The following is a 20,557-nucleotide window of genomic DNA, read 5'->3' as shown; positions in this document are numbered from 1 at the left end:
GAGCGGCGGCTCAGCCGGGAACCTCTCCGTCCGGCGGCGGCACCTGCAGCGCGACGAGGAACCGGGCGACCATCGCGTAGCCGCCCACCAGCGCGGTGAGCTCGACGACCCCGCGGTCGTCGAGGTGCTCGCGCACCGCGGCGAACACCGGGTCGGGGACGGCGACGGCGCGGGCCGAGGCGTCGGTGAACGCCAGCACGGCGGCCTGCGCCGGCGTCCACACCGGCTCGGCGGTGGCGTCGTCGGCGCGCAGCACGCGCAGGTGCAGGTCGGTCAGCCCGGCGCGGCGGGCGATCGGCTCGTGGGCGGCCCACTCGAACGCCGCGCCGGTGAGGACGGCGACCCGCAGGACCACCAGCTCCCGCAGGTCGGCGGGGAGCGTGGTGCCGCCGCGCAGCGCGCCGAGCAGCGCGTTCCAGCCCTCGGCCACCGGCGGGCTGTGCAGCAGCAACCGGTCGAGGGTGGACAGGACGCCCCCGCGCCGGGTGCGCAGCAGGTCCGCCGTCGGCCCCTCGCCGGGCGCCTCGGGCAGCCGCGGGGTCACCGGCCGGCGAAGACGCCGGAGGGGTAGGCGCCGTTGGCGACGAGCGTGGCCGACATCCGCTTGCCGAGCTCGACCACCCGGGCGGTGCGCTCCGGGCCCAGGTGCGCCCACGGCGTGGTCCCCAGGGCGTCGGTCTCGGCCTCGAGGTCGGCGCGCAGCCGCTGCCCGGCCTCGGTGAGCCGGTCGCCGTCGAGCAGGCCGCGGTCGGCCAGCCGCGCGGCGGCGGCGGCCCAGTCCTCGTCGCTCCAGCCGCGGGTGGCCTTCGCCGACGCGGGCAGGAACCCGCGGCCGGTGGCGGTGTGGGTGACCAGCGCCTCCAGGCCCGACAGGCCGTGGCGGACCAGGACGGCGACGTGCCCGTCACCGCGCCACTCGCGCAGCAGCGACGCGGCGTGCCAGAGCCGGGTGACCGGGTCCTCCGGCCAGGGCAGGTCGGCGTGGCCGGCGTACAGCGGGCGCCCCTCGGCGGGGAGCACGGAGCAGGCGTCGGCGAGCAGGTCGCCGAGCTCGGTGACCTCCGGTGCGGCCGCGGCCTCCTCGCCGCCGAGCAGCCGGGCCAGCGAGGCGCGGGCGGAGGCGAACCGGGCCTCCACCACCTGCGCGGGCGAGGCCAGCGTCCAGGCCCGCGGGATGTGGCGGGCCACGATCGCCGGGGAGAAGTTGGAGAAGGTCGCCGTCACCACGCCCGGGCCGACGGCACCCATCGGGGCCGCGCGGCCGGCGAAGTAGACCATCCGCCCGGGCCGCAGGCCGATCGCCGTCAGGTGCTGCTCGGTCTCCGGCACGAAGTACACGTGGTTGTGCAGCGGCTCGACGGCGCGGTGCGCGCGGCCGACGAGGGCGGGGTCCAGGACGGGCTGATCGGCGGTGACCATGCCGGCGACCCTAGCGAGCGGCCCGGGCCGCCCGGCGGTACAGGAGGTGGTCGCCGTCCTCCCCCGCCGGCACGAATCCGGCGGACTCGTAGAGGGCGCGGGCCGGGTTGTCGCGGTGCACGCCGAGCCGGACCTCGGCCAGGCCGGCGGCCGCGGCGTCGGCGGCACAGGTCTCGAGCAGCCGCCGGCCGTGGCCGCGCCGGCGGAACGGCGGCAGCACCTGCACGGTGACCACCAGCGCGGCGCCGTCGTCGGGGGTCCACGTGACGAACCCGGCGACCTGCCCGTCGGCCTCGAGCACGGTGGTCCGGCACAGGTTGGCCCGCCACAGCGTCCGGTTGCGGTCCAGGGCGGCGGTCCAGGCCGCCTCCTGGGCCGGCTCGACGTCCCGGACGTAGGCCCGCTCGGCCGCCTCGACGAGCGTCAGGTCCGCCTCCCGCGCCGGGCGCGTCACCCGGCGACCGGCGCGACCGGGAACGCCCAGGCGTGGTGGGTGCGGGCGACCCGGAAGCCGACCCGTTCGTAGAGGGCGAACGCGCCGGTCGTGTTCTCGGTGTCCACGTCGAGGCGGGCCGCGCGGCAGCCGTCGGCCGCCGCGCGGGCCAGCGCGGCGGCGATCGCCGTGCCCGCGACGCCGCGCCCGCGGGCGCCGGGCAGCACGCCGATCTGGCCGAAGTGGACGGTGGGGACCCCGGTGGCGCGGGTGTCGGCCTCGTACACGTAGGCGAGGACGTACCCGGCGACGGCGCCGTCGCCGTCCAGCGCGAGCACCGACAGGTCGGGCCGGAACGCCTTCACGCCGGTGAACCAGGTGCGCCAGGCGGTCTCGTCGCGCTCGGTGGAGCCGTGGTGCTCGGTGAACGCGGCGTTGTGCGCGCGGCGCACCTCGTCGTCGCGGTCCCAGGCGAAGGGCGCCAGCTCGATCCCGGCGGGCACGACGACGGCGGGCAGGTCGTCGAGCGGGCGCTCCATGGTGGCGAACAGCCGCTCGACGGCGAAGCCGCGGCGCTGCAGCAGCCGCTCCAGCGAGGTCATCGCAGGCCAGGCGCTGGCGACGAGCCGGCCGGGCAGCCCGGGCGGGGCGAACGCCGCGTGCTGCGCGGTGCCGCGGCGCACCTGCCAGTCGACCAGCGCCCGGCCGATGCCGCGCCCGCGCCAGTCCGGGTGCACCCGGCCCTCGGCCCAGACGCGCAGTGCCTCGCGGCCGCCGCGCTGGGAGATCGACGTCGCCCAGGCCACCAGCCGCCCGTCCCCCGTCACCACCGCCCGGCCGTCGGCCGGCAGGTCGACCAGCTCCCGGCCCCACCACTCGGCCAGGTCGCCGGCGTCCTCGTGCTCACCGGTGTCGTCGACGGCCTCGGCGGCCGCGAGGAGGTCGGCCGCGGCGGGGGCGTCGTCGAGGGTGAGCGGGCGGGCGGTCAGCCCGCCGGGCAGGCCGGTCACGTCGGCGGGGAGCACGTCGGTCACGGGCGGTCAGGCTAGGCGGGCTCCCCCGCCCGCGGCGACCGGGTTTCAGACCCGCACGAACAGGCAGAACGGGTGGCCCGCGGGGTCGGCGTAGACGCGCACCAGCTCGTGCGGGTCGTCGTAGCCGCCGATCCGGCGGGCGCCGGCCTCCTCGGCGAGCGCGCAGGCCGCGTCGAGGTCGTCGACCTCCAGGTCGAGGTGGGCCTGCATCTGCTGGGTGCCCGGCTCCGGGGGCCACACCGGCGGCACGTGGTCGCGCTCGAGCTGGAAGGACAGGCCGGTGCCGCCGTCGTCGGGGCGCAGCGTGGCCCACTCGGCCCCGTCGTCACGGATCGGCCAGCCGAGCAGCCGCTGGTAGAAGCGGGCCAGCCCGCGCGGGTCCGGCGTGCCGAGGACCGGGGCGGTCAGCCGGATCACCGGGCACCGATCCCGAACAGCCGGGCGCCGTTGTGGTGCAGCACCGCGCGCAGCCAGTCGTCGCCGAGGTCGAGGCGGGCCAGCGCGGCCAGCTGGTCGGCATAGGGGTACGGGATGGACGGGAAGTCGCTGCCGAGCAGCACCTTGTCCCGCAGCGCGGCCAGCCGCGGCAGGTCGGCGCGGTCGAAGGGCATGAGCCGCTCGGTGAAGGCGGTGGCGAACATCGTGGTGTCGAGGTGCACCCGCTCGTACCGCTCGGCGAGGTCGAGGAAGTCGCGGTACTCGGGCATGCCGAGGTGGGCGATCACCAGCTGCAGGCCGGGGTGCCGCTCGAGCAGCCCCTCCATCGGCGCCGGGCCGGTGTGCTCGCCGCGCAGCGGGCCGGAGCCGCAGTGGATGACCACCGGCGTCCCGGTCTCCTCCAGCCGCGCCCAGACCGCGTCCAGCAGCGGGTCGCGCGGGTCGAACGCGCCCACCTGGACGTGCACCTTGAACACCCGCACCCCGCGGTCGAGCGCCTCGGCGACGTAGTGCGGCGCCTCCGGCTCCGGGAAGAACGTGGCCGAGCGCAGCACCTGCGGGTGCGCGTCGGCGAACCCGGAGGACCAGTCGTTGAGCCAGGTGGCCATCCCCGGCTTGTGCGGGTAGGGCAGCGTGGGGAACGCCCGCACGCCGAGCCGGTCCAGGACGGCGAGCCGCTCCTCCTCGGGCAGCGCGTAGTGCACCGGCCAGCCGGTGCCGTAGTGCGTGTCCGCCGCCTCGAAGTACGCCCACACCTTGGCCTGCACCCGCGGCGGCAGGAAGTGCACGTGCACGTCGACCAGGCCGGGCAGGCCCAGCTCGCGCCAGAACCGCGGGACGTCGTCGTCGTCGACCGGTGGATCGCAGCTCACCCGAGCGAACGTAGCGCCGGCCCGGGGACCGGGCTCACCGGTGTCCGGCGACGGCGGCACAGGTGGCCAGCTCGTACACGCCGCGCAGCTGCTCGAACAGCTCCGGCGCGTTGCCCGGCGTGATCCGCGCCGTGACCGAGACGGTGACCGTCCGGGCGCCGTCGGCGGTGGCGGCGGCGAACTGGGTGTAGCCGGAGGTGTTGCCGGTGTGGCCGTAGACGGTGCCGCAGCGGGTGTCGTAGCGGAACAGCCCGAGCCCGGCGGAGTTGCGGCCCGGGCCGGGTGGCTCCGAGGACCCCGGCCGGAACGTGAACTGCCCGGCCCGGGTGGCGGGGTCGGTGAAGGCACCGCGGACGTCGGCGCCGATGAAGCGGGCGAGGTCGGCCGGGGTGGACACGACCCCGCCGGAGGCCCAGGTCCAGCCGGCGGCGAACAGCGTGCTCTCGTCCTCGGGCGGCTGCTCGGTGACGTCGTAGCCGTGCAGGTACGGGACGGGGAGGGCCGACCCGACGGGGAGGCCGGTGGCGGTCAGGCCGGCGGGCCGCAGCACCAGCGCGGCCAGCACCTCGGCGTAGGGGCGGCCGGTGGCCGCCCCGACCACCAGGCCGGCGAGGACGTTGTCGGAGTTGGAGTACTGGTACTCCGAGCCGGGGGCGAACAGCAGGGGCTCGTCCTCGACGTACGAGAGGAGCGCCCGGGGCGGCGGCGGGTCCTGCAGCGACGCGACCAGCGCGTCGACGAAGGCCTCGCTCTGGCTGAAGTCCGGGAGGCCGCTGGTGTGCCCGAGCAGCTGGCGCAGGGTCAGCGCCTGCCAGGCCGGCGGCAGGTCCGGCCGCCAGGCGCCGACGGGCTCGTCCAGGGTGAGCACGCCGCGGGACACCAGGGCCAGCACCGTGGCGGCGTTGTACGCCTTGGCCACGCTGGCGACCCGCATGGCGTCCCCGGCCGCGGGCGGGCGCCCGGTGGCGAGGTCGGCCACGCCGGCGGTCAGGACGTCGAGGTCGCCGTCGCGGCCCAGCGTCACCACCGCCCCCGGCGGCCCGCCGGGCTGCTGCACGAGGTCGGTCAGCGCGGCCTGCAGCTCCCCGGTGCCCGGCACCCGCGCGGGATCGGCGACCGCCGTCGCCGGGACGCCGGCCAGCGCCACCGCCGTGACCAGCGGGACCAGCAGGGACAGGGGACGCCTGGTCCTGGGCATGCGGGCAGGCTTCTCCGCGGGCGGTGCTGCCCGGAAGGCCGCTGCCCGGGGAGCCGGCCGCCACGCCGGGTGCGCTCAGCGGAGCGTGACCACGATCTTGCCGCGCACGTGCCCGCCGGCCACCAGGTCGTGCGCCTCGGCGGTGCGCTCGAGCGGGAACGCCTTGGCGATGGAGACCCGCAGCTGGCCGGCGTCGGCCATCCGGCCCAGCTCCTCGAGGTCGTGCCGCTCGGGCCGGACGAACACGTACCGCCCGCCCATCTCGTTGACCGCGGGGTCGACGACGCTGGCCACCCGCGCGACGTCGCGCACCTGCTTGGGAGCGTCGGTGAGCGCGTCGCCGCCGTTGAGGTCGAGGACGGCGTCGACCGGCTCGGACAGCTGCGCGCTGATCGGCCCGGCCGAGTAGTCGAGCACCTCGGCGGCGCCGGCGTCGCGGAGGAAGCCGTGGTTGCGCGGGCTGGCGGTGCCGATGACGTGCGCGCCGAGCGCGACGGCGATCTGGACGGCGAAGAAGCCGACCCCGCCCGCCGCGCGGTGCACCAGGACGCGGTCCCCCTCGCCGACGTCGAGCGCCTCGGTGAGCGCCTGGTAGGCGGTCAGCCCGGCCAGCGGCAGCGCCCCGGCCTCGGCGAACGACAGCGACTCCGGCTTGCGCGCCACGCAGCGCTGCGGCGCGGGCACCAGCTCCGCGGCGGTCCCCCACTGGACGTCGTCGCGGCGCAGGTAGCCGAACACCTCGTCGCCGGGGGCGAGGTCGTGGACCGCGGGCCCGACCGCCTCGACGGTCCCGGCGAGGTCCCAGCCCGGCACGATCGGGAAGTGGTGCGGGAAGGCCCCGGCCAGGTTCCCCTCGCGGATGCCGACGTCGACCGGGTTGACCCCCGCGGCGTGCGTGCGGACGAGCACCGTGTCCGGGCCGACCGGCGGCTCGGGCAGGTCGTCGCGCAGCTGCAGGACCTCGGGGCCCCCGAACCGGTCGTAGGCGATGCCCCTCATGCCTGCCCGATCACCTGCGTCCCTTCACGTAGCGGCCGAACGCCTTCTGGATCTCCCGGCGGGAGTCGCGCTCGGCGAGGTCCTGGCGCTTGTCGTAGGACTTCTTGCCCTTGGCCAGCGCGAGCGTGGCCTTGACCTTCCCGTCCTTGAAGTACAGGTCCAGCGGCACGAGCGTCAGGCCGCCCTCGCGGGTCTTGCCGATCAGCTTGTCGATCTCCTCGCGGTGCATGAGCACCTTGCGCTTGCGGCGCGGGGCGTGGTTGGTCCAGGTCCCCTGCGTGTACTCGGGGATGTGCACGTGCTGGAGCCACACCTCGCCGTCGTCGACGGTGGCGAAGCCGTCGACCAGCGACGCCCGGCCGGCGCGGAGGCTCTTCACCTCGGTGCCGGTGAGCACCAGGCCGACCTCGTAGGTGTCGAGGATCGAGTAGTCGTGCCGCGCCTTCTTGTTCTGGGCGATGAGCTTGCGCCCCTGTTCACGCGGCATGTCCCCAGGTTACTGCCGGTGCCCGGCCAGGGTGATCTCGCGGCGGAGCTGCGCGTACGTGGGCGCCTGCACCGGCAGGAACGCGACCTCGCGCACCCGCCGGGCGGTGTCGCTGGCGGCCAGGTAGCCCGGACCGCCGCTGACGGCCGACTCCAGCCGCACCGCCTCGGCGGCGACGTCGAGGGCGGCCAGCCGCAGCCGCGCGAGGTCGCCGGGGCCCACGCCGACCCGGTCGCCGGCGAGGTCCTCCAGCCGCCGGGCGGCGTCGTCGCGGCGCTCGGACAGCGCGTCGGCGTCACCCCGCAGGACGCCGGGGACGTGCTCGGCCGCAGCGGCCAGCGCGGCGTCGGCGACGCCGAGGGCGAGGGCGGTCTGCAGCAGCAGCATGGCCGGCCGGCAGACCGCCATGAAGGAGGCGAGGTCGTCGCTGAGCACCTGCCCCGGCCCGACGGCGACGCCGTCGAGGTGCAGCCCGCCGGTGCCGGTGCCGTTGAGGCCGAGCAGGTCGAAGTGCCCGGTCGGTGTGACGCCGGGGTCGGTCAGCCGGAACAGCACGACGACGCGGCCCTCGTCCGGGGTGCGCGCGGGGGCCACGACGACGGCGTCGTCGAAGAGGTTGGACGCCCAGCCGACGGTGCCCGACAGCCGCCAGCCGGCGCCGTCGCGGGTGGCGGTGACCGGCAGCGTGCCGGTGCCGGCGAGGTCGGCGACCGCCGGGGCGAGCGCGGTGGCGCCCGGGACGGTGCCCGCCCGCAGCCCCGCGACCAGCTCGGTCTGCGGCTCCGGCGGGGGGCTGCAGCGCAGGTACTCGAGCACCATCCGCTGCGACCAGGCGGCGAACGCGGTGGCCAGCGAGACCGACGCGAGCTCGCGGACCATCCGCACCGAGGCCAGCAGCGCCTCGGTCGGGTCGTCGTCGTCCCGCTCGAACGCCCCGATCGCGCCCAGTCGCCGCAGCGCGGGCCGCACGTCGGCCCGCCCGGCGTCGACGTCCCCGGCCCGGCCCAGCGCCTCGCTCGTCGTCGTCATGCCCGGTCCCTACCCGCCACCGGCCCCCGACGCGCGAGATGCCGCCATCTCGTACGCCCCGGGGTCCGCGGGCGTACGAGACGACGGCATCTCGACAGGGAGGGTGCGGGCGCTACAGCCGGACGTACAGGCGCAGGGTGACGTAGGCCGCGATCGCGGCCAGGCCGACGCCGGCGGCGGCGATGATCGGGCTGATCGTGGCGATCGCGCCCCAGTCGACCGGCGGGATGATCCCGGCCTTGATCGGGCCGGCCAGCGTCTTGTCGACGAACAGCACCTTGGTCAGCACCAGGCCGCCGACGGCGAGCAGCGCGCCGATGAGCCCGGCCAGCGCCGCCTCGAGGATGAACGGCAGCTGGGTGTACCAGCGGGAGGCGCCGACCAGCCGCATGATGTTGGTCTCGTTGCGGCGGTTGAACGCGGCCAGCTGGATCGTGTTGGAGATCAGCAGCAGCGCCGCCAGCGCCTGGACCACCGCCACGGCGATCGTCGCGTTGCGGGCGCCGTTGAGCAGGCTGAACAGGCGGTCGAGGAAGTCGCCCTCGTCGCGCACCTGGTCGACGCCGTTCTGCCCGTTGGGGAACTCCGCGGCGATGACCTCGTAGCGCTCGGGGTTGACCAGCTCCACCCGGAAGCTCTCCGGCAGCGCGTCCGGCGGGGTGTTCTCGACCAGCTCGGGCTGCTGGGAGAACTGCTGCCGGAAGCGCTCGTAGGCCTCGTCCTTGGACTCGTAGATGAAGCTCTGCACCTCCGGGGAGCCCGACAGCTGCTGCTCGATCGCGCTGCGCTGCTCGTCGGTGACGCCGTCGGCCAGGAAGATGGAGACCTGCACCTTGTCGTAGTAGATCTCCTTCATGTCGGAGATCATCCCGGCGATGAGCAGGCCGGTGCCCATGAGACCGAGCGAGATGGCCGTGGTCAGGATCATCGCGACCGTCATGGTCAGGTTGCGACGCAGCCCGGTGGCCACCTCGGAGAGGACGAAGTTGACGCGCATGGGTTCCCTGTCGTGAGGTGCAGGTCGTAGAGGGGGAGGACCGTCAGCGGCCGACGCCGTAGACGCCGCGCGACTGGTCGCGGGTGATCTGGCCCCCGTTGAGCTCGATGACGCGGCGCCGCATGGAGTCCACGATGTGGTAGTCGTGCGTCGCCATGATCACGGTGGTGCCGGTGCGGTTGATCCGCTCCAGCAGCAGCATGATCCCCTCGCTGGTCTCCGGGTCGAGGTTGCCGGTGGGCTCGTCGGCGAGCAGCACCAGGGGCCGGTTGACGAACGCGCGGGCGATCGCGACCCGCTGCTGCTCACCACCGGAGAGCTCGTGCGGCAGCCGGTTGGCCTTGCCGTCGAGGCCGACCATCTCCAGCACCTCGGGCACGACCCGCTTGATCGTGCGGTGCGGCTTGTTGATCACCTCGAGGGCGAAGGCCACGTTCTCGGCCACGGTGCGGTTGCGCAGGAGCCGGAAGTCCTGGAAGACGCAGCCCATGGTGCGGCGGAGCTTGGGCACCTGCCACTTGCTCATGCCGTTGAGGGTCTTGCCGTTGACGGTGACCGTGCCGCGGGTGGGGTCGTCCTCCTTGAGCAGCAGCCGGAGGAACGTCGACTTGCCGGAGCCGGACGAGCCGATGAGGAAGACGAACTCGCCCTTGTCGATCTCCGTCGACACGTCATCGAGGGCCGGCCGGGAGCTGGCCGGGTAGAGCTTGGTGACGTGTTGCAATTCGATCACGAGGCGCCACGGTACCTGCCCGGCGACCCACCATGGTCGGTTCGCGCGGAGACGCACCGGGAGCAGTTTCCCTGATCCGTGCGCCTACCCAGCGGGATCGCGCGGCGAACCACCCCGCGGTGTGACCGACCTGACGCCTCAGCCGGCGGCGACGGTCTCCTGCTGACGGCGCCAGCGGATGCCGGCCTCGATGAACGAGTCGATGTCGCCGTCGAGGACCGCCGAGGTGTTGCCGGTCTCCTGCTCGGTGCGCAGGTCCTTGACCATCTGGTACGGGTGCAGCACGTAGGAGCGCATCTGGTTGCCCCAGCTGGAGCCCTCGCCCTTGAGCGCGTCCATGGCGGCGCGCTGCTCCTCCTGCCGCTTGGCCAGCAGCCGCGCCTGGAGCACGCGCATCGCGGCCGCCCGGTTCTGGATCTGCGACTTCTCGTTCTGGCAGGACACCACGATGCCGGTGGGCAGGTGGGTGATCCGGACGGCGGAGTCGGTGGTGTTCACGCTCTGCCCGCCGGGGCCCGAGGACCGGAAGACGTCGATGCGGATCTCGTTCTCCGGGATGTCGACGTGGTCGGTCTGCTCGACGACCGGCAGCACCTCGACGCCGGCGAACGACGTCTGCCGCCGGCCCTGGTTGTCGAACGGCGAGATGCGCACCAGCCGGTGGGTGCCCTGCTCGACCGAGAGCGTGCCGTAGGCGTAGGGCTGCTTGACCGCGAAGGTGGCCGACTTGATCCCGGCCTCCTCGGCGTAGGAGGTGTCGTAGACCTCGACCGGGTAGCGGTGCCGCTCCGCCCAGCGCAGGTACATGCGCATGAGCATCTCGGCGAAGTCCGCGGCGTCGACGCCGCCGGCCTCCGAGCGGATGGTCACCAGCGCCTCGCGGGCGTCGTACTCGCCGTTGAGCAGCGTGCGGACCTCGAGCTCGTCGATCTCCTTGCGCAGCGCGGCCAGCTCGCGCTCGGCCTCGGCCGCGGTGGCCTCGTCGGACTCCTCCTCGGCCATCTCGTGCAGCACGCCGACGTCGTCGAGCCGGCGGCGCAGCTCCTCCACCCGGCGCAGGTCGCCCTGCAGGTAGGACAGCCGGGAGGTCAGCGCCTGGGCGGCCTCGACGTCGTTCCAGAGGTCCGGCGCGGCGGCCTGCTCCTCGAGCTCGGCCACCTCGCGGCGGAGCCGGTCGACGTCGAGGACGGACTCGATGCTCGAGAGGGTCGTGTCGAGTTCGTCGAGGACGACGGAGAAGTCAGCGGCCACGTCGATCCAGGGTAGTGCGCCGCCCGGGCGGTGGCGCCGGGCGCGCGGTCAGCCGATCCGCTCGGCCATCCACGGGGGGACGGCGTCCGGCGGCCGCGGGTGGTCGCGCAGCTCGGCGACCAGCGCCTCCCGCGGCAGTGGCGGGCCGTCGGGCTCGGCCTCGGCGTTGAAGATCGGCAGCAGCCGGCCCGTGGCCCGGTCGAGGGTCACGTCGGTCTGCAGCCAGGTGCCGCGCTCCGGCGTCCACATGACCCGCTTGAGCTCCTCGACGGCGGTCCGGACGGCGGCGGTCGCCGGCACCGGCACCGGCACCCCGTCGGCGGGTCCGGCGGTGAGCAGGTCGCGCCGGACGTCGCCGACCACCGTGGCGCGGTAGCGGACGCGGGCCGCGTCGGCCGGCACGGCGGCGAGCAGGGCGGCGCCGAGGTCGCGGAGGACGGCGGGGGTGTCGCGGGCGGGCGGGGTCACGGCCGCCATCCTCGCAGCGGCCGTCCGGGTGACCGGTCCGGCACCGGGTACCTCCCCTCCATGAGCGAGCCGCGGCGCCGGCGCACCCGCGAGGAGTACGCGCGCGGCCTGCCCGACCACCACGACCCGACGGCGGGCATCGGCGGCGCGGCGCCGGCGCAGTCGGCGCTCACCCTCCGGCTGGTGCTGGCCGCCTTCGGGCTGGTCACCTGCACGGTGTTCGGCGTCCTGTGGTGGCGCACCGACCTGCCCGCCTGGCCCGCGGTGGTGCTGTTCGTCCTCGCCGCGGTCGCGCTGGTCGACCTGGTGGTCGTCGCCCGCCGCAAGCTGCGGGGGGAGCCGGGCTGACGGCGGGAACGGGCGCGCGGTCACGGCGGTTGCAGCGCGACGTCGACCGCCGAGCGGGAGGAGCGCGGGGTGCGCGCCGTCGTGTACGAGGAGTACGGGGAGCCCGAGGTCCTGCACGTCGCCGAGGTGGAGGAGCCGCACGCCGGGCCGGGGCAGGTCCGGATCGCCGTCCGCGCGGCGAGCGTGAACCAGTTCGACTGGAAGCAGGTCACCGGGCTGCTGGCCCGCGGTGACCGGCCGGCCGGGCCGGCCGTGCCCGGCGTGGACGCCGCCGGGGTGGTGGACGAGGTCGGCGAGGGCGTGACCGGGGTGCGGGTCGGCGACGCGGTGTTCGGCCTGGGCCGGCGGACCGCCGCCGAGCACGCCGTCCTCACCGCGTGGGCGCCCGCGCCGCCGGGGGTGTCGTCCGAGGTCGCCGCCGGGCTGGGCGTGTCCGGGGAGACCGCCGTGCGGGTGCTCGACCTGCTCGGGCTGGACGCCGGCCGCACGGTCGTCGTCGACGGCGCGAGCGGCGGCGTCGGCATCGTCACCGTGCAGGTCGCCGTGAGCCGCGGGCTCGGCGTCATCGGGACGTCGTCGCCGGCCAACGCCGGGTTCGTCCGCTCGCTCGGCGCACTGCCGACCACCTACGGCCCCGGCCTGGCCGACCGCGTGCGCGAGCTCGCCCCCGCTGGCGTGGACGGCGCGGTCGACACCGCCGGGCGGGGGTCGGTGCGCGAGCTGGTCGCGGTCACCGGCGACCCGGGGAGGGTGGTCACCATCGCCGACTACGGCGCCGGTGAGCTCGGGGTGCACGTGACGACGTCCAGCGCCGGCGCCGCGCCCCGCCTGGCCGAGGTCGCCGGGCTGGTGCGGCAGGGCCGGCTGCGGCTGCCGGTCGCCGGCACCTACCCGTTCGAGCGGGCGGCCGAGGCGTACCGGCGCAGCCGCGAGGGCCACGTCCGCGGCAAGCTCGTGCTCGTGCCCTAGGGCTCGCGGGTCTCGGCGACCACCCAGCGCAGGTAGTCGGGGCCGCCGCCGAGCAGCGGCAGCGCGATGACGCACGGGACGTCGTAGGGGTGCAGCTCGGCGGTGCGGGCGACGATCGCCGGCACCAGGGAGGCGCGGGTGTGCAGCGCGACGCGGGCCTCCGGGTCGTCGTGCACCTCCCCCGCCCACCGGTAGACCGACCGGATCGCGGTCAGCTGGTGCCCGCAGGCGGCCAGTCGCTCCTCGACCAGGGTCCGCGTGTAGCCGGCCAGCCAGTCGGCGTCCGGCCCGGTGACGACCACCTCGACGACGTCCACGGCGGCCATCCTCCGGGTGCGTGCGCCGCCGCGCGCCGGGTAGGGGCCGCCCATGACCGACGACCTGACACTCCAGATCGACAGCGAGACGTACGTGCTGCGGCAGGGCGACCAGGGGCTGCAGGTGGGCCGCCGCAACGGCGACGACGTGAGCTGGCTCGACGACGTCGACCCGGCCCTGCTGCCCGAGGACGCCCGCGCCGCGCTCGCCGAGGGCGACACCTCCAACGGGGCGCTGCGCACCGCGATCGGTGGCATCGTCCAGGCCGAGGTCGAGCGCGGCGGCTGACCCGCGTCCGGGACGGCCGCCCGCGCGGCCGTCCCGGTCAGCGGTACGCGTACGGCGCGAGCGCCGGCTCCTCCGGGACGTCGGGCGCGTTGCCCGCGCTGTCGCCGGCGTAGGCGAGGAACGCGGCGTAGGCCGCGGGGAACGTCAGCGGGTCGACGCCGGGCTGGAACGGCTGCAGGCAGGTGGTCAGCGGGATCCGCGAGCGCACCGCCGGCCCGTCGTGGGTGAGCGCGTCGGCGACGATCGCGTAGCCCACCGGGTCGTGGCTGCCGATCGCGAAGTGGTCGGCCGCGTCCGCCGGGCAGACCTCCTGCACGGCGATGTTCGCGATCACGCCGTCACCGGTGCGCAGCACCGAGCTCGGCGCCAGGAGGTTGGGGACGACGACCTCGTCGGCCAGCGTGTAGGCGACGGTGTAGTCGACGCCGGCGAAGGTCTCCGCACCGCTGTTGAGCGCCTGCAGGAAGCGCGAGCCGACCGCCTGCTGGTGGAACGACGGGTTGCAGTCCCCGCAGGTGACGGCGGAGAGCACGGTGCCGTGGTTGGACGGCGACAGGCCCACGAGGTCGTCGACGAGGGCGCGGGTGTCGGGCCAGAACCGCAGCGCCCAGCGCGGCACCATCCCGCCCTGGCTCCACCCGACGACGTCGACGTCGCGGCGCGACTGCTGCGCCATCGTGCGGATGGCGTGCACGAGGTACTCGCCGGCCACCTGGACGTCGCCGGTCGCGTCGTACGGCAGCGTGACCGTGCACCAGCGCCAGCCGTTGCGGTCGAAGGCGCGGGCGTAGTTCCAGCCGAAGCCGACCTGCGGGTCCATGGTCGTGCCGGGCACCAGCAGGACCGGGTCCCGCGCCAGGCCGCGCAGGGAGCCGTTGCAGGACAGGCTCGCGTCGAGGTCGGCCCTCGGCACCGACAGCCGCGGGCCGGGGCGGTCGAGCGGGGCGAACTCGCCGGTGTCGGCCGCGGCGGGTGCGGGCGCGGCGCCGGCGGTGCCGGTGCCCAGGAGGACGGCGGCGGTGAGCGCCGCGGTCAGGGCGGTCAGCAGTCGGGACCTCGTCATCGGCGGTCGCGTCTCCTCGCGGTCCGGGCGCGCACCGGTCGCGCGCTCGCGGGACACAACGAGCGGACGTGCCGGGAGATGTGGGCCGCGCCACGGGCCGGCTGCGGGGCGGTGCGGTGGACTCCGGTGGCGGCGCCGACCCGCTGCCCGCGGCGACGTCCTGACGGGCGGGACCCGGGGTGTTGCGGGCCTGATCCGTTCCGGGTCCTCGGGCCCGCGGGATCGGGACCTCCGACCCCGGTCCCGCCGTACCGGCCCGACCGAGTATCGGGACGGGCGCCACCCGAGGCGCCCGGGCCCCGGCCCCGCAGCCGGCCGACCGGAGAGTGGTCATGAGCGTCCTGGCGCAGGAGCGTCCCGTCGTCGCCGAGAAGCAGGCCCGGCCCGCGGCCCGCACCCCCGAGGTCTCCTTCTGGGAGCGCGGTTCGGTGTGGGCGCTGCTGGTCGTCCTGTTCGGTGCGGTCGTCTTCGGCGCCATGGTCGTGCTCACCGCGCTGGCCGGCGGCCCGGGCTACCCGTACTGACCGAACGGCCCCGCAGCAGGGCCCAAGGACCCTCCGCGGCGCCGGGTGACGGTCCTAGCGTCGGTCCGGACGCCGATCACGCGGCGCCCGAGGCGCACCCCTGGGAGTCGCCATGACCGCCCCCGTCGAGCGACCGCCCGCCGCGGCCGAGCAGCCCGCCGTCGCCGGACCGCCCGCCGCGGCCGAGGAGGCCCAGCGGCCCTCCGACGACCCGGCCACCCCGCTCACCCCGGAGAAGCGCGGCATCGAGGAGCGTGGCTGGCTGCTCTTCGCGATCGTGATCACCTTCATCGCGCTGGCCTTCGCCGGGATGATCGTGCTCACCGCGCTGGGTGGCGGCACGGACTACGCGCCCTGGGGCGGCTGACCGCTCTCACCCCGACAGCGCGCCGTCGGGCGGCCGCACCGCCCGGCGGCGCACCTGCTCGCCCAGGCCGAGGACGTCGAGCGCGGTGAGCAGCACGTCCCGGCAGGCATCGAACCGCTCGTCGCCGACCGCCGCGCGCACCCGCGCGTCGACGTCGGCGCGGGTCTCCCTGGCCACCTGCACCACCCGTCGCCCGGCCGGCGTCAGCGCCACCGGACGCCGCCGCCGGTCGCCGGCGTCCTCTGCCGGCCCGACGTAGCCGAGGCCGGCCAGCTCCCCCAGCGTCTTCGACACCGCCTGCTGGCTGACGCCGAGCTCGGCGGCCATCTCCGTCGCGGTGGCCGGCCCGTCCAGCAGGCGCTGCACGAGGTAGCCGTGCCCGCGGCGCAGCCCGGTGCCGGCGAGCGCCTGGAGGACGGCGTCGTCGACGGCCGCGCCGAGCAGCGAGAGGACGGAGGCGAGGTCGAGTTCCGGGGACCTGGACACACAACCATGGTTGTGCAACCTTGCGGGCATGACAACCACGGCACCGGACACGGACGTCGCCACGGTCGTCCGCCGCTACTACGCCACCGTCACCGACCTCGCCGCGACCGAGGACGACCTGCGCCCGCTGCTCGACGCGCGGCTGCGGGTGGTGGAGCACCCGAACGCCGTCACGCCGCGCGGCGCCGTCCGCGACCTCGCCGGCACGCTCGCCGGGTTCCACGCCGGCAAGCGCCTGCTGCGGGAGCAGGCCTTCGACGTGCACGAGGTGCTTCCCGCCGGCGACCGCGCCGCCGTCCGGGCCACCTGGCGCGGCACCGTCGGCGTCGACGCCGGCCCGTACCGCGCCGGCCAGGAGCTGGTCGCGCACGTCGCCGCGCTGCTCACCGTCCGGGACGGCCGGGTCGTCGACCACGAGACCTTCGACTGCTACGAGCCCCTGGCGTAGGCCGGTCAGTCCATCTGCCAGCTGATGAGCGCCTGGGACGTCGGTCCGAGGAACCACGCCAGGACGACGACACACGGCACGGCGACGACGGCGTGCACCAGCGCCGTGCACGGTGCCGACCGGATCGTCCGGCCGACGCCGAACCCGCACGTCACCAGCACGAACACCAGCGTCAGCGGCGCGAGGGCGATGGACAGCACCGCGGCCAGGCGGAGCCATCCGCCCAGGTACGGGATGGTCGCCGGCCACAGGTCCTTCGGGTCGTGGAGGCCGGACGCGACCTCGGCGAGCGGCAGGTGGTGCAGGCCGTTGACGACGTACGGGACGACGACCCCGAGCACGTGGACGAGGACGGCGCCGAGCGCGACGGCCCCCAGGCGGACGGCGCCGCGCGTCGTCGTCACCCCTCCTCGCCCTCCGCTCCTCTGCGGGGCGAACGGTCGGGAGGCAGGCCGCGCTCGAAGAGCCACAGCAGCGTCTCGGTCCCCGGCGGCCCTTCGACCTCGCGGTAGACCGCGTACCTCTCGGTCAGCTCGTCCAGCACACGGCGCTCCTCGCGGGCGTCGGCCATGTCCTGGCGGTCCCGATCCGTGAACCAGACGATCGCCACGGGTCCCCCTCGACCGGACGGCGGCTCCCGCCCAGGAGTAGACACCCGACGGCAAGCCGCAGCGGTCGACGGACCCGTCGGTCTCGACGACGGACGGCGTGGTCACGATGGGGTCCTCGGGCCCTGTCCACCGGCGGGCGGGCCTGGACAGGGTGCTCGTGATGCGGTCGGCGCCGTCGGGGCCGCCGGCCGACGCTCCCCGGGGGACGGGAGGTCGCCGGATGCCGGAACTCCCAGCGGAACTCCTGGACCCGGACACGCCCCCGGACGTCGTCGTCGGCGACCGTCGTCAGGAGGCGGACGCCGATCCCACCCTCGGCATCGAGGTGGCCCCACGGCCGGTGGCCGGGCCACCGCCCGGCGAGCCGGCCCACGCCCTCGTCACGATCGGGGACTCGCTCACCCACGGCATGATCAGCGGGGCCGTGCACCGGACCGAGCTGTCCTGGCCCGCCCTCGTCGCCCGGTGCCTGGCCACCCGGGTGACGGTGCCCGCCTACGGCGGCCCGCTGGGCGGTCTGCCGTTCAACATCGAGGGCGCGCTGCGCCTGCTCGAGCGGCGGTTCGGCAGGCACGTCCGCGGTCTGGAGGTGGTGGCCCTCCCGCTCGCACTGCAGCGGCTCGCCGACCAGAACGAGGAGTGGTGGGAGAGCGGCCCGGGGAGCCGGCCGCCGCGCACGGACCTCCGCTACGAGAACGTCGGCATCTACGGCTGGGACCTGCGGGACTGCCTGTCGTACACGGCCCGGCGTGCCACCGAGCGCATCTCGGCCCGCCCGCCGCGCGACGAGCTGCTCGGCGCCGTCCCCTCCAACGACAACGACATCGCGGCCCGGTCGGTCCTCGCGCCGTTCGGGGCCACGGCCACCCAGATCGACGCCGCGGCCGAGCACGGGCGCCGCGGCGGCGTCGGCACGCTCGTCGTCGCCCTCGGCTCGAACAACGCCCTCCGGTCGGTGGTCGACAAGCAGGTCCGCTGGTCGGGCGCGGGCTTCGACGACGTCGGGAGGAAGGGGCCCTACAACGTCTGGCGGCCGGGGCACTTCGCCGTGGAGTACGGCCGCCTCGTCCGGAGGATCGAGGCGATCAGCGCCCGCCGCGTCGTCCTCGCGAACGTCCCGCACGTGACGATCAGCCCGATCGCCAAGGGGGTCAACCCCCGGGCACCCGGGCGGAAGTGGCGTCCCGGCTCGCGCTACTTCCCCTACTACACCGACCCCTGGGTCGACGAGGAGGACTTCCGGCCGGCGAAGCACCGCCACCTGACCCACCAGCAGGCACGGGCCGTCGACGCGGCGATCGACCAGTACAACGGCACGATCGCCGACGCCGTCCGCGCCGCACGCAGGCAGGGCCGGGACTGGTTCCTCCTCGACCTGTGCGGGGTCCTCGACGGGCTCGCCTTCCGTCGCTTCGTGACCGACGACGACGCGGCCGCCCGCAACGACTGGCGCCCGTACCCCCTGCCGGCGCCCATCGCCCACCTCGACACCCGGTGGTTCCGCTCCGATGCCACCGGACGGCTGCAGGGCGGCCTGTTCGGGCTCGACGGCGTGCACCCGACGACCTCCGGCTACGGCATCATCGCGACGGAGGTCCTCGCGATCCTCGCCCGGGCCGGTCTCCCCACCCAGCCCGTCGACTTCGCCGGGCTCCTGGCACAGGACACGCTCAACGCGCAGCCGCCGGCCCTGATGACCAAGGTGTTCGACCTCGCCGCCCCCTTCCTCACCCAGCTGGTCTCCCGGCCGCACCAGCCCACGCCCTGATCTCCCGGAGCAGGGCCCCGTCGCGGCGGGTCACTGCTGGGCGGCGAACCGCTCGTCGAGCAGACGGTTGACGCAGGCCTCCGCCTCGTCGACGGCGCGGGCGTTCTCCCCGCTCGGGCACCGGTCCCACGAGGTGCGGGCGACGCCGAGCGCGATGTAGGCGAGCGAGATGTCGAGGTCGATCTCGTCGATGCTGGTGATGGTCGGGCTCATGACGACCTCCGCGCGATCCGTGCTGTGAGCTGCACGTTAGGGCGCGGGTGTGACAGTTCCGTTGCCCCGAGGACACCGGCGGATGCCGATCCGTCCCATCCGGCGCCCGGTCCCCCTAGCGTCGCCACCGACCCCCGGAGGACGACGGAAGGCGATCCCATGACCGGTTCGACCACCCTCACGCGCGAGCGGGCCGACCTGATCGAGTCGCTGCGGCGGCACCGGGCCTTCCTGCGGTTCACCGTCCGCGGCCTGACCGACGAGCAGGCGACACAACGGCCGACCGTCAGCGCGCTGGACCTGGCCGGGCTCATCAAGCACGTGGCGGGCACGGAGGCGTCGTGGGTGCGCTTCGCCGAGGGCGGGGCCGAGGCGATGCACCGCAACTGGGGGCCGGACGTCGTCAGCCGCCACTGGCACCTCGAGCGCGGGGAGACCCTGGAGAGCGTGCTGGCGGGTTACGAGGAGGTGGCGCGGCACACCGACGAGGTGATCGCCTCGATGCCCGACCTGGACGTCGACCACGAGCTGCCGGAGGCACCCTGGTTCGAGCCGGGCGCCCGCTGGTCGGCCCGGCGGGTGTTCCTGCACGTCATCGCCGAGACCGCACAGCACGCCGGCCACGCCGACATCCTGCGCGAGTCGATCGACGGCCAGAAGACGATGGGCTGACCTGCTCGTCGGCGGGACGGCCGGGGCGGTCGGTCAGCGGTCGACGTAGCGGTCGGTCTCGACGACGAACCGGCCGGTGGCAGTGTTGGCGTCGATCCACTCCGGCAGCAGCGGGATCCGCACGGTGACCGTGGCGCACACGGAGAACTCCTCCCCCGGTACGAGCGTCGGCGCGTACGCCGCCGCCCCGCACTCGGCGCCCGCGGGGGCGAAGGACAGCCGCACGTCGGGGGCGTCGACCGACTGGTCGGCCACCGCCAGCTGCGCGGCCCGCTCCGCGCGCGCCAGCCCGGTGCTCGCGTCGGGGGCGGTGGCCAGCGCGCGGCCGGCCTCCCGCGCGGCCGCGGTCGCGGCGAACACCCCGCGCTGCACCGCGGAGAACCCGGCGACGACGTAGACCAGCGGCACGAACACCACCAGCGCCATGAAGACGAACTCCACGACCGCCGACCCGCGCTCCCCCGACCCGAGCCGGGCGCGCAGCCACCTCACGCGGCCTCCTCCACCGCGCGGCCGGTGACGTCCAGCGGCAGCAGGTCGCCCAGCCCGGCGAGCAGGGTCGGCACCGCGCCGCTGCAGCGCACGCTCACCAGCACCAGCCCGGTGTCGTCGGCCTCCTCGGCCGCGGTGCACACCAGCCCCTCGGCGGTGCCGGCCGTCGTCGCCCGCGCCACCGCCTCCAGCGCCCGGCCGGTCGCGGCCTCGGCGGGGACGTCGGCGTTGGCCGCGTACCGGGCGCCCTCCTGCGCGCTCGCCGTCACCACATTGCGGACGTGCACGTAGACCGCCACCTGCAGCACCGCCAGCAGCAGCACGACGACGAGCACCGACACCAGCACGAAGTCGACGACGGCGCTGCCCCGCTCCCGGTCGGCCGGTTCAGCCACCGTTCGTGACGGAGGCCAGCGCGTTCTGCACCGCCGACACGATCGCCTCGCGGAACGGCACGAGGATGGCCAGCACCAGCGCCGCCGTCATCACGGTGATCATCACCCAGCCCGGGACGTCGCCCCGCTCGGGATCGTCGTCCCGCAGCCGGGCGGCCACCGCCCTGCTCAGGACCGTGGTCAGGGTGAGCAGCCAGGCCACAGCCCGCATCCGTCGTCCTCCTCCGTTGTGCACCG

General features: G+C 75.4%; 31 protein-coding genes. 8 read left to right on the top strand and 23 right to left on the bottom strand.

What is annotated here, in order from left to right; genetic code table 11:
* Nucleotides 1–10: 10 nt before the first annotated feature.
* The 14 genes from ACI8AA_RS07130 to ACI8AA_RS07065 form a co-directional block, all read right to left on the bottom strand.
* On the bottom strand, nucleotides 11–544 hold the full coding sequence (locus tag ACI8AA_RS07130; protein ID WP_457043795.1) for a carboxymuconolactone decarboxylase family protein: 534 nt from the start codon (nucleotides 542–544) through the stop codon (nucleotides 11–13).
* On the bottom strand, nucleotides 541–1,419 hold the full coding sequence (locus ACI8AA_RS07125) for an SCO6745 family protein (RefSeq protein ID WP_457043794.1): 879 nt from the start codon (nucleotides 1,417–1,419) through the stop codon (nucleotides 541–543). Before ACI8AA_RS07125 ends, ACI8AA_RS07130 begins: the two co-directional genes overlap by 4 nt.
* A gap of 10 nt (nucleotides 1,420–1,429) precedes the next feature.
* Entirely contained in the window at nucleotides 1,430–1,873 is a 444-nt protein-coding gene (locus ACI8AA_RS07120) for a GNAT family N-acetyltransferase (protein ID WP_457043793.1), read from the bottom strand.
* The gene (locus ACI8AA_RS07115) at nucleotides 1,870–2,886 is read right to left on the bottom strand and encodes a GNAT family N-acetyltransferase (protein ID WP_457043792.1); all 1,017 of its coding nucleotides are present in this window, start codon (nucleotides 2,884–2,886) and stop codon (nucleotides 1,870–1,872) included. Before ACI8AA_RS07115 ends, ACI8AA_RS07120 begins: the two co-directional genes overlap by 4 nt.
* A 45-nt stretch (nucleotides 2,887–2,931) precedes the next feature.
* Nucleotides 2,932–3,303, bottom strand: coding sequence for a VOC family protein (locus ACI8AA_RS07110; RefSeq protein ID WP_457043791.1), 372 nt, complete (start codon nucleotides 3,301–3,303; stop codon nucleotides 2,932–2,934).
* Complete coding sequence (locus tag ACI8AA_RS07105; protein ID WP_457043790.1) at nucleotides 3,300–4,196, bottom strand: amidohydrolase family protein; 897 nt, start codon at nucleotides 4,194–4,196, stop codon at nucleotides 3,300–3,302. The genes ACI8AA_RS07110 and ACI8AA_RS07105 overlap by 4 nt, the downstream gene beginning before the upstream one ends.
* A gap of 34 nt (nucleotides 4,197–4,230) precedes the next feature.
* Nucleotides 4,231–5,394, bottom strand: a complete 1,164-nt coding sequence (locus tag ACI8AA_RS07100) for a serine hydrolase domain-containing protein (RefSeq protein WP_457043789.1) — start codon at nucleotides 5,392–5,394, stop codon at nucleotides 4,231–4,233.
* A gap of 75 nt (nucleotides 5,395–5,469) precedes the next feature.
* Nucleotides 5,470–6,393: an NADP-dependent oxidoreductase gene (locus ACI8AA_RS07095; RefSeq protein ID WP_457043788.1), complete on the bottom strand. Its 924-nt coding sequence runs from the start codon at nucleotides 6,391–6,393 to the stop codon at nucleotides 5,470–5,472.
* A 10-nt stretch (nucleotides 6,394–6,403) separates the two neighbouring features.
* Nucleotides 6,404–6,880: an SsrA-binding protein SmpB gene (gene smpB / locus ACI8AA_RS07090; RefSeq protein ID WP_387986096.1), complete on the bottom strand. Its 477-nt coding sequence runs from the start codon at nucleotides 6,878–6,880 to the stop codon at nucleotides 6,404–6,406.
* Nucleotides 6,881–6,889: 9 nt separating this feature from the next.
* Complete coding sequence (locus ACI8AA_RS07085; RefSeq protein ID WP_457043787.1) at nucleotides 6,890–7,909, bottom strand: hypothetical protein; 1,020 nt, start codon at nucleotides 7,907–7,909, stop codon at nucleotides 6,890–6,892.
* A gap of 112 nt (nucleotides 7,910–8,021) precedes the next feature.
* Nucleotides 8,022–8,906, bottom strand: coding sequence for a permease-like cell division protein FtsX (gene ftsX / locus ACI8AA_RS07080; protein WP_457043786.1), 885 nt, complete (start codon nucleotides 8,904–8,906; stop codon nucleotides 8,022–8,024).
* 43 nt (nucleotides 8,907–8,949) lie between these two features.
* Nucleotides 8,950–9,639: a cell division ATP-binding protein FtsE gene (gene ftsE, locus ACI8AA_RS07075; protein WP_456938721.1), complete on the bottom strand. Its 690-nt coding sequence runs from the start codon at nucleotides 9,637–9,639 to the stop codon at nucleotides 8,950–8,952.
* A 138-nt stretch (nucleotides 9,640–9,777) separates the two neighbouring features.
* Nucleotides 9,778–10,890 carry a peptide chain release factor 2 gene (gene prfB / locus ACI8AA_RS07070; protein WP_456926186.1) on the bottom strand — a complete coding sequence of 371 codons (1,113 nt, stop codon included), beginning with the start codon at nucleotides 10,888–10,890 and terminating at the stop codon, nucleotides 9,778–9,780.
* Between the two features lie 48 nt (nucleotides 10,891–10,938).
* On the bottom strand, nucleotides 10,939–11,358 hold the full coding sequence (locus ACI8AA_RS07065) for a hypothetical protein (protein ID WP_457043785.1): 420 nt from the start codon (nucleotides 11,356–11,358) through the stop codon (nucleotides 10,939–10,941).
* Between the two features lie 60 nt (nucleotides 11,359–11,418).
* Between ACI8AA_RS07065 and ACI8AA_RS07060 the strand changes: the two genes are divergently transcribed.
* Nucleotides 11,419–11,706 carry a DUF6343 family protein gene (locus tag ACI8AA_RS07060; RefSeq protein ID WP_457043784.1) on the top strand — a complete coding sequence of 96 codons (288 nt, stop codon included), beginning with the start codon at nucleotides 11,419–11,421 and terminating at the stop codon, nucleotides 11,704–11,706.
* Nucleotides 11,707–11,775: 69 nt separating this feature from the next.
* On the top strand, nucleotides 11,776–12,675 hold the full coding sequence (locus ACI8AA_RS07055) for an NADP-dependent oxidoreductase (protein ID WP_457043783.1): 900 nt from the start codon (nucleotides 11,776–11,778) through the stop codon (nucleotides 12,673–12,675).
* On the opposite strand, the gene cutA is transcribed toward ACI8AA_RS07055, so the two are convergent.
* Nucleotides 12,672–13,001, bottom strand: coding sequence for a divalent-cation tolerance protein CutA (gene cutA, locus ACI8AA_RS07050; protein WP_457043857.1), 330 nt, complete (start codon nucleotides 12,999–13,001; stop codon nucleotides 12,672–12,674). The genes ACI8AA_RS07055 and cutA overlap by 4 nt on opposite strands.
* Nucleotides 13,002–13,044: 43 nt before the next feature.
* On the opposite strand from cutA, the gene ACI8AA_RS07045 reads away from it, so the two are divergent.
* On the top strand, nucleotides 13,045–13,281 hold the full coding sequence (locus tag ACI8AA_RS07045; protein ID WP_457043782.1) for a hypothetical protein: 237 nt from the start codon (nucleotides 13,045–13,047) through the stop codon (nucleotides 13,279–13,281).
* 37 nt (nucleotides 13,282–13,318) lie between these two features.
* On the opposite strand, the gene ACI8AA_RS07040 is transcribed toward ACI8AA_RS07045, so the two are convergent.
* Nucleotides 13,319–14,344, bottom strand: coding sequence for an esterase/lipase family protein (locus ACI8AA_RS07040; RefSeq protein WP_457043781.1), 1,026 nt, complete (start codon nucleotides 14,342–14,344; stop codon nucleotides 13,319–13,321).
* Nucleotides 14,345–14,676: 332 nt separating this feature from the next.
* Here ACI8AA_RS07040 and ACI8AA_RS07035 point away from each other — a divergent pair, with 332 nt between their 5' ends.
* Both ACI8AA_RS07035 and ACI8AA_RS07030 read left to right on the top strand, forming a co-directional pair.
* Nucleotides 14,677–14,868 (top strand): hypothetical protein, encoded by a 192-nt coding sequence (locus ACI8AA_RS07035; RefSeq protein ID WP_457043780.1) that lies wholly within the window; start codon nucleotides 14,677–14,679, stop codon nucleotides 14,866–14,868.
* Between the two features lie 112 nt (nucleotides 14,869–14,980).
* Nucleotides 14,981–15,235, top strand: a complete 255-nt coding sequence (locus ACI8AA_RS07030) for a hypothetical protein (protein WP_457043779.1) — start codon at nucleotides 14,981–14,983, stop codon at nucleotides 15,233–15,235.
* Nucleotides 15,236–15,241: 6 nt separating this feature from the next.
* On the opposite strand, the gene ACI8AA_RS07025 is transcribed toward ACI8AA_RS07030, so the two are convergent.
* Entirely contained in the window at nucleotides 15,242–15,721 is a 480-nt protein-coding gene (locus tag ACI8AA_RS07025) for a MarR family winged helix-turn-helix transcriptional regulator (protein WP_457043778.1), read from the bottom strand.
* A gap of 28 nt (nucleotides 15,722–15,749) precedes the next feature.
* On the opposite strand from ACI8AA_RS07025, the gene ACI8AA_RS07020 reads away from it, so the two are divergent.
* The gene (locus ACI8AA_RS07020; protein ID WP_457043777.1) at nucleotides 15,750–16,169 is read left to right on the top strand and encodes a nuclear transport factor 2 family protein; all 420 of its coding nucleotides are present in this window, start codon (nucleotides 15,750–15,752) and stop codon (nucleotides 16,167–16,169) included.
* A gap of 5 nt (nucleotides 16,170–16,174) precedes the next feature.
* On the opposite strand, the gene ACI8AA_RS07015 is transcribed toward ACI8AA_RS07020, so the two are convergent.
* Both ACI8AA_RS07015 and ACI8AA_RS07010 read right to left on the bottom strand, forming a co-directional pair.
* Complete coding sequence (locus tag ACI8AA_RS07015) at nucleotides 16,175–16,573, bottom strand: hypothetical protein (RefSeq protein WP_457043776.1); 399 nt, start codon at nucleotides 16,571–16,573, stop codon at nucleotides 16,175–16,177.
* Nucleotides 16,570–16,779, bottom strand: a complete 210-nt coding sequence (locus ACI8AA_RS07010) for a hypothetical protein (RefSeq protein WP_457043775.1) — start codon at nucleotides 16,777–16,779, stop codon at nucleotides 16,570–16,572. The genes ACI8AA_RS07015 and ACI8AA_RS07010 overlap by 4 nt, the downstream gene beginning before the upstream one ends.
* 221 nt (nucleotides 16,780–17,000) lie before the next feature.
* On the opposite strand from ACI8AA_RS07010, the gene ACI8AA_RS07005 reads away from it, so the two are divergent.
* Nucleotides 17,001–18,548 carry a hypothetical protein gene (locus ACI8AA_RS07005; RefSeq protein WP_457043774.1) on the top strand — a complete coding sequence of 516 codons (1,548 nt, stop codon included), beginning with the start codon at nucleotides 17,001–17,003 and terminating at the stop codon, nucleotides 18,546–18,548.
* A gap of 30 nt (nucleotides 18,549–18,578) precedes the next feature.
* On the opposite strand, the gene ACI8AA_RS07000 is transcribed toward ACI8AA_RS07005, so the two are convergent.
* Nucleotides 18,579–18,761 carry a hypothetical protein gene (locus ACI8AA_RS07000; RefSeq protein ID WP_457043773.1) on the bottom strand — a complete coding sequence of 61 codons (183 nt, stop codon included), beginning with the start codon at nucleotides 18,759–18,761 and terminating at the stop codon, nucleotides 18,579–18,581.
* 159 nt (nucleotides 18,762–18,920) lie between these two features.
* On the opposite strand from ACI8AA_RS07000, the gene ACI8AA_RS06995 reads away from it, so the two are divergent.
* A complete protein-coding gene (locus tag ACI8AA_RS06995; protein WP_457043772.1) occupies nucleotides 18,921–19,433 on the top strand; it encodes a DinB family protein in 513 nt (170 codons plus the stop codon).
* Nucleotides 19,434–19,466: 33 nt separating this feature from the next.
* Here ACI8AA_RS06995 and ACI8AA_RS06990 read toward each other — a convergent pair whose 3' ends face one another.
* From ACI8AA_RS06990 to ACI8AA_RS06980, 3 genes are read right to left on the bottom strand one after another with little or no spacing between them, the layout of a single operon-like run.
* Nucleotides 19,467–19,925 (bottom strand): hypothetical protein, encoded by a 459-nt coding sequence (locus ACI8AA_RS06990; RefSeq protein WP_457043771.1) that lies wholly within the window; start codon nucleotides 19,923–19,925, stop codon nucleotides 19,467–19,469.
* On the bottom strand, nucleotides 19,922–20,320 hold the full coding sequence (locus ACI8AA_RS06985) for a TadE/TadG family type IV pilus assembly protein (protein ID WP_457043770.1): 399 nt from the start codon (nucleotides 20,318–20,320) through the stop codon (nucleotides 19,922–19,924). The genes ACI8AA_RS06990 and ACI8AA_RS06985 overlap by 4 nt, the downstream gene beginning before the upstream one ends.
* Nucleotides 20,313–20,531 carry a hypothetical protein gene (locus ACI8AA_RS06980; protein WP_457043769.1) on the bottom strand — a complete coding sequence of 73 codons (219 nt, stop codon included), beginning with the start codon at nucleotides 20,529–20,531 and terminating at the stop codon, nucleotides 20,313–20,315. The genes ACI8AA_RS06985 and ACI8AA_RS06980 overlap by 8 nt, the downstream gene beginning before the upstream one ends.
* Between the last annotated feature and the right edge of the window lie 26 nt (nucleotides 20,532–20,557).

It is taken from the genome of Geodermatophilus sp. SYSU D01180, assembly GCF_054050415.1.
This window is presented reverse-complemented; position numbering and strand designations above follow the sequence as displayed.